Consider the following 4,277-nt stretch of genomic DNA (forward strand, 5'->3'; position numbering starts at 1 on the left):
TGAGCTCCCCGGCGCCCGGCTGCGCCGCCGCCTCGGATTCCGCCACACGATCGAGTGGACCAAGCCGACCTGATCGCACCGCGCCGCGTGCAGTCAGCGTCGGGCACCGGATCCGGCTTCTCCCGACGTCGATCCGGCGGCGGACATCGCGGCGTTGCGTGCTCGACGACGCATCAACGAACACATCACCTCCGGTGACAGGTCGAGGTGGTCCTCATCGAGCTCGTGGGCCAGCGTGGCGGATGTCATGGTCGTCTCTCCTTCGGTGCAGTGACCCCTCTCGCTGGCGAGGAGCGGGCTGCGGCGCTCCTGATACAGCGGGCTGTCGGCTGCGGGTGGTAGGAACGACGCATGAGTGTCAACGCGACCACCGACAGCGCGGCTCCCGCGACCCCCTTCCACGATCTCGACACCTATGTCGGACTGGCGCGGCTGGGCTCGCTCGCGCTGTCTCCCGATGGCTGCCGGCTCGTCACCGGGGTCACCACGCTCGACGCCAAGAGCACCGGCTATGTCACCGCGCTCTGGGAGATCGACCCCGACGGCGCAGCACCGGCCAGGCGGCTGACTCGCGGTGCGAAGGGGGAGAGTCAGGCGGCGTTCACCGCCGCCGGGGACCTGCTGTTCGTCGCCAAGCGTGCGCACGGTGAGACCGGCGAGGACAAGGCGAAGCCGGCCCTCTGGCTGCTGCCCGCGGGCGGTGGCGAGGCGCGCCTGCTGGCCCAGCGACCTGCCGGGGTCTCCTCGGTGCGGGCCGCGCGCGAGGGTTCGAGCGTGATCGTCGGTGCGGGCACGCTGCCCAGCGCCACGGACGAGGAGTCCGAGCAGCGGCTGCGGGACCTGCGCGAGGACAACAAGGTCGCCGCGATCCTGCACAGTGGCTACCCGATTCGGTACTGGGACCACGACCTCGGTCCCGACGCGCCCCGGCTGTTCGCCGGCGACCTGAGTCCCGAGGTCGTCGATGCCGCGGCCGAGCCCGTGGGCGAGGACCGCGACGTGGACGCCCCGCTCGAGCTGCGCGACCTCACTCCCGACGTCGGCGCCGGCCTGGTCGAGGCCGGCCAGGACCTCAGCGCCGACGGCGCCACGATCGTCTCGAGCCTGCGCATCGCGCAGGCCCGTGGCTCGGTGCGTTCGGTGCTGGTCACGATCGATGTGGCCACCGGCACGCGCACCACGGTGATCGACGACGAGGGCGCGGACGTGGGCGGCGCCCGGATCAGCCCCGACGGCACCCGCGTCGCCTACATCCGCGAGACCCTCACCACGCCGCACGAGGCGCCGACCGAGGGCCTCTGGGTGGCCGGCATCGACGGCTCCGACCCGCGGCAGCTTGCCGAGGGCTGGGACCGGTGGCCCGGCGCGATCAGCTGGGTCCCGGAAGCCGACTTCCTGCTCGTCGTGGCTGACCACGACGGCCGCTCGCCGATCTTCCGTGTCCCGCTCGACGGAGGTGAGCCCAGCAGGATCACGACCGACGACGCGGCCTATGCCGACGTCGTCGTGAGCGCCGACGGCGCGACCGCGTTCGCGCTGCGCAGCTCGTACGCATTCCCGTCCGAGCCGGTCCGGATCGACCTCGCCACCGGCGAGGTGACGTCGCTGCCGAGCCCGGTCGAGCGCCCGGCGCTGCCCGGCACGCTGCGCGAGGTCGAGACCACCGCCGCCGATGGCACCCGGGTCCGGTCCTGGCTCGCGCTGCCTGAGGGCGCGTCGGCCGAGAGCCCGGCACCGCTTGCGCTGTGGATCCACGGCGGCCCGCTGGGCTCGTGGAACGCGTGGTCGTGGCGTTGGTGCCCGTGGCTGCTGGTCGCGCAGGGCTACGCGGTGCTGCTGCCGGACCCGGCGCTGTCCACCGGGTACGGCCAGGACTTCATCCAACGCGGCTGGGGCGCGTGGGGAGCGGCACCCTTCACCGACCTGATGGCAGCGACCGACGCTGCCGAGCAGCTGCCCGAGATCGACGAGACCCGGACCGCCGCGATGGGCGGCTCCTTCGGCGGCTACATGGCGAACTGGGTCGCGGGGCACACCGACCGCTTCACGGCGATCGTCACGCACGCGAGCCTGTGGGCGCTCGATGGCTTCGGCTTCACTACCGATGCCGCGTACTACTGGGGCCGGGAGATGACCCCGGAGATGGCCCAGGCGAACTCGCCGCACCGGTTCGTGGGCGAGATCCGCACCCCGATGCTGGTGATCCACGGCGACAAGGACTACCGGGTCCCGATCGGCGAGGGGCTGCGGCTCTGGTACGAGCTGCTGTCCTCCTCCGGGCTGCCCGCGGACGAGAACGGCGCCACACCGCACCGCTTCCTCTACTACCCCGACGAGAACCACTGGATCCTCACCCCGCAGCACGCGAAGATCTGGTACCAGGTGGTGCTCGCCTACCTCGGCGAGCACGTCCTCGGCGAGGCGGCGGCCTACCCGGAGAGCCTCGGCTGAGCTGGCACCCCAGCTTTCAACGCTCTTTCGGCACACGCCGCCTTTCGTTGCTGTTTCGGCGACGAGACCACCGGCCGCCGCAGCGGAGAAGCCACGGCAACCGCTGCCGGAATCGCGTTGAAAGCCGGTGTGTGCCGAAAGAGCGTTGAAACCGGGGTGGTCGGGCCGGTCAGGCGCGGTGGGCGGGGTAGCCGAACGCGGCCAGGTGGTGCCAGACGTACTTGAGGTGTTGCGGGTCGACTGCCATCGCTGCCGCGGCGCGGCCGAGCAGCTCCGGGTCGAGCGCGTCGCGCGCGAACCGCTCGGCGATCGCTCGCGCGAGCTCGATCGGCTCAGGCCCGCGGAACTCGGGGTCGAGGTCGGCCGCCGGGAGCGCGTAGCCCGTATGCCACTCGAGTCTCGCGCCGAAGCGCTCGCACGCGTGCCGGAGATCATGCTCGACGGCGGTGCCCCGGTAGGCGGGGTCGGTCACCACGGCCTCGACGTCTCGCAGGTGGAGGCCGCCGTGGACCTGGGCCTCGATGATGTCGCCATCGACCCGATCGGCACCGACGCGGGCGCGCCCGCTCACCTCGGGCGCTCCCGCGGAAGCGGCGGCAGCCAGCACCCGGCCCAACCGGTCCCAGGTGCCGACGGCGCTCGGCTCGGTCACGCTGTCGCCCCAGCTGAACGTGCACCGGTTCAGCACGTGTGAGCGCAGCCGCAGATGCGTGGAGCCGAACCGCGGGCAGGCTCCGTTCGGGTACGGAAGGAGGTCGAGACCGCCGTAACGCGGCCGCTCGGCCGGGGCTGCGCCGTCGTACGCACCGGCGAACATGACACGCTCCCAGCCCGAGCGAGCACCGCGAAGCACGCTCTCGAGACCACCCGAGGAGGTGCCGGTCTCGAACTGGGTGCGGTAGACGCCGTCGGCGGCCATTCCTGCGGCGGCTGTGCGACCGTCCTGACCCGGGCGGTCGGGGTGGAACGTGACCGTGACGCGGGCGCGCGCGAGGACGTCGGCGAGGCTCGTCGGTGTGCTGCTCGCCAGGCTGTGCACGTGGTCGACCGCGTGGTGCGCGCGGTTCGTGTCGCTGCGATGCACTCAGATCGAGATGCCGGAACCGGCCAGCACCACGTCGATACCGCCGGGTGTGACCTCGAGCTCGGTCACCTCGAGCCCTTCGGGCAGCATGTCGAGGTCCACGGCGGTGACGCCCAGCAGGCCGCTGAGGTCGAGCGGGACGTCCGCGGCGGACACGGTTGCGCCGCCCAGCACCAGGCGGTCCAGCTCGATCGTGATCGACCTCGGCTGCGGCGCCAGCGTCACATACGCCTCCAGCTCCACCCCGAGCACCGTGGCGACGGCCGCGATCTCACCGTCGCGCAGCTCGAGCGTGACGCCCTCGGGGAGGTCCACTCGGCGCTCCACCGCTGCCAGCACGGTCTCGATCGGGGCTGTGGCCGTGGCGTGCACCTCGTCCACGGAGCCGGAGCCGCGGATCGGGACACCGGTGGCGACGATGTGGACGTCGGTGAGCGTGAACCCGTCGATCGTGGCTGCGGGGGAGGTGATCGTGATCGTCTCGAGCTCGCCCGCGATCAGCTGCGGTGTGGCGAACCGGCCGCCGAGCTCGGCGTCCAGCTCGGCGTCCAGCCCGGGAACCGCGTCGAGGATCGTGGACTCGGCCCTGGACTCGATCTCCGAGCGGACCCACCGATCGCCCAGGTATCCCGCCCCGACGAGGATGCCGAGCGCGATGAGGACGGCGATGAACGACTTCACACGCCCCCGCTGCTTCATGCGGCTCAACCTAGCCGAGGTGCTCGCGCAGGAAGGCGAGCGT

General features: G+C 72.0%; 4 protein-coding genes. 1 reads left to right on the top strand and 3 read right to left on the bottom strand.

Annotated elements, in window-relative coordinates; translation table 11 throughout:
• Positions 1 to 93 precede the first annotated feature (93 nt).
• Positions 94 to 249: a hypothetical protein gene (locus ACOJSN_RS12270; protein WP_420112784.1), complete on the bottom strand. Its 156-nt coding sequence runs from the start codon at positions 247 to 249 to the stop codon at positions 94 to 96.
• A 102-nt stretch (positions 250 to 351) separates the two neighbouring features.
• Here ACOJSN_RS12270 and ACOJSN_RS12275 point away from each other — a divergent pair, with 102 nt between their 5' ends.
• Entirely contained in the window at positions 352 to 2,451 is a 2,100-nt protein-coding gene (locus tag ACOJSN_RS12275; RefSeq protein ID WP_420112785.1) for an LpqB family beta-propeller domain-containing protein, read from the top strand.
• A 169-nt stretch (positions 2,452 to 2,620) separates the two neighbouring features.
• Here the strand turns inward: ACOJSN_RS12275 and ACOJSN_RS12280 are convergent, their stop codons facing one another.
• Positions 2,621 to 3,535, bottom strand: a complete 915-nt coding sequence (locus tag ACOJSN_RS12280; protein ID WP_420112786.1) for a DUF3626 domain-containing protein — start codon at positions 3,533 to 3,535, stop codon at positions 2,621 to 2,623.
• Positions 3,536 to 4,234 (bottom strand): DUF2993 domain-containing protein, encoded by a 699-nt coding sequence (locus ACOJSN_RS12285; RefSeq protein ID WP_420112787.1) that lies wholly within the window; start codon positions 4,232 to 4,234, stop codon positions 3,536 to 3,538. It abuts the gene before it with no gap.
• Between the last annotated feature and the right edge of the window lie 43 nt (positions 4,235 to 4,277).

Source organism: Pseudactinotalea sp., from assembly GCF_048594945.1.
Classification (GTDB): Bacteria; Actinomycetota; Actinomycetes; order Actinomycetales; family Beutenbergiaceae; genus Pseudactinotalea.

Coding starts and splice junctions, on each gene's coding strand:
- ACOJSN_RS12285 (WP_420112787.1), bottom strand. CDS start 4,234: ATGAAGCAGCGGGGGCGTGTGAAGTCGTTCATCGCCGTCCTCATCGCG.
- ACOJSN_RS12275 (WP_420112785.1), top strand. CDS start 352: ATGAGTGTCAACGCGACCACCGACAGCGCGGCTCCCGCGACCCCCTTC.
- ACOJSN_RS12270 (WP_420112784.1), bottom strand. CDS start 249: ATGACATCCGCCACGCTGGCCCACGAGCTCGATGAGGACCACCTCGAC.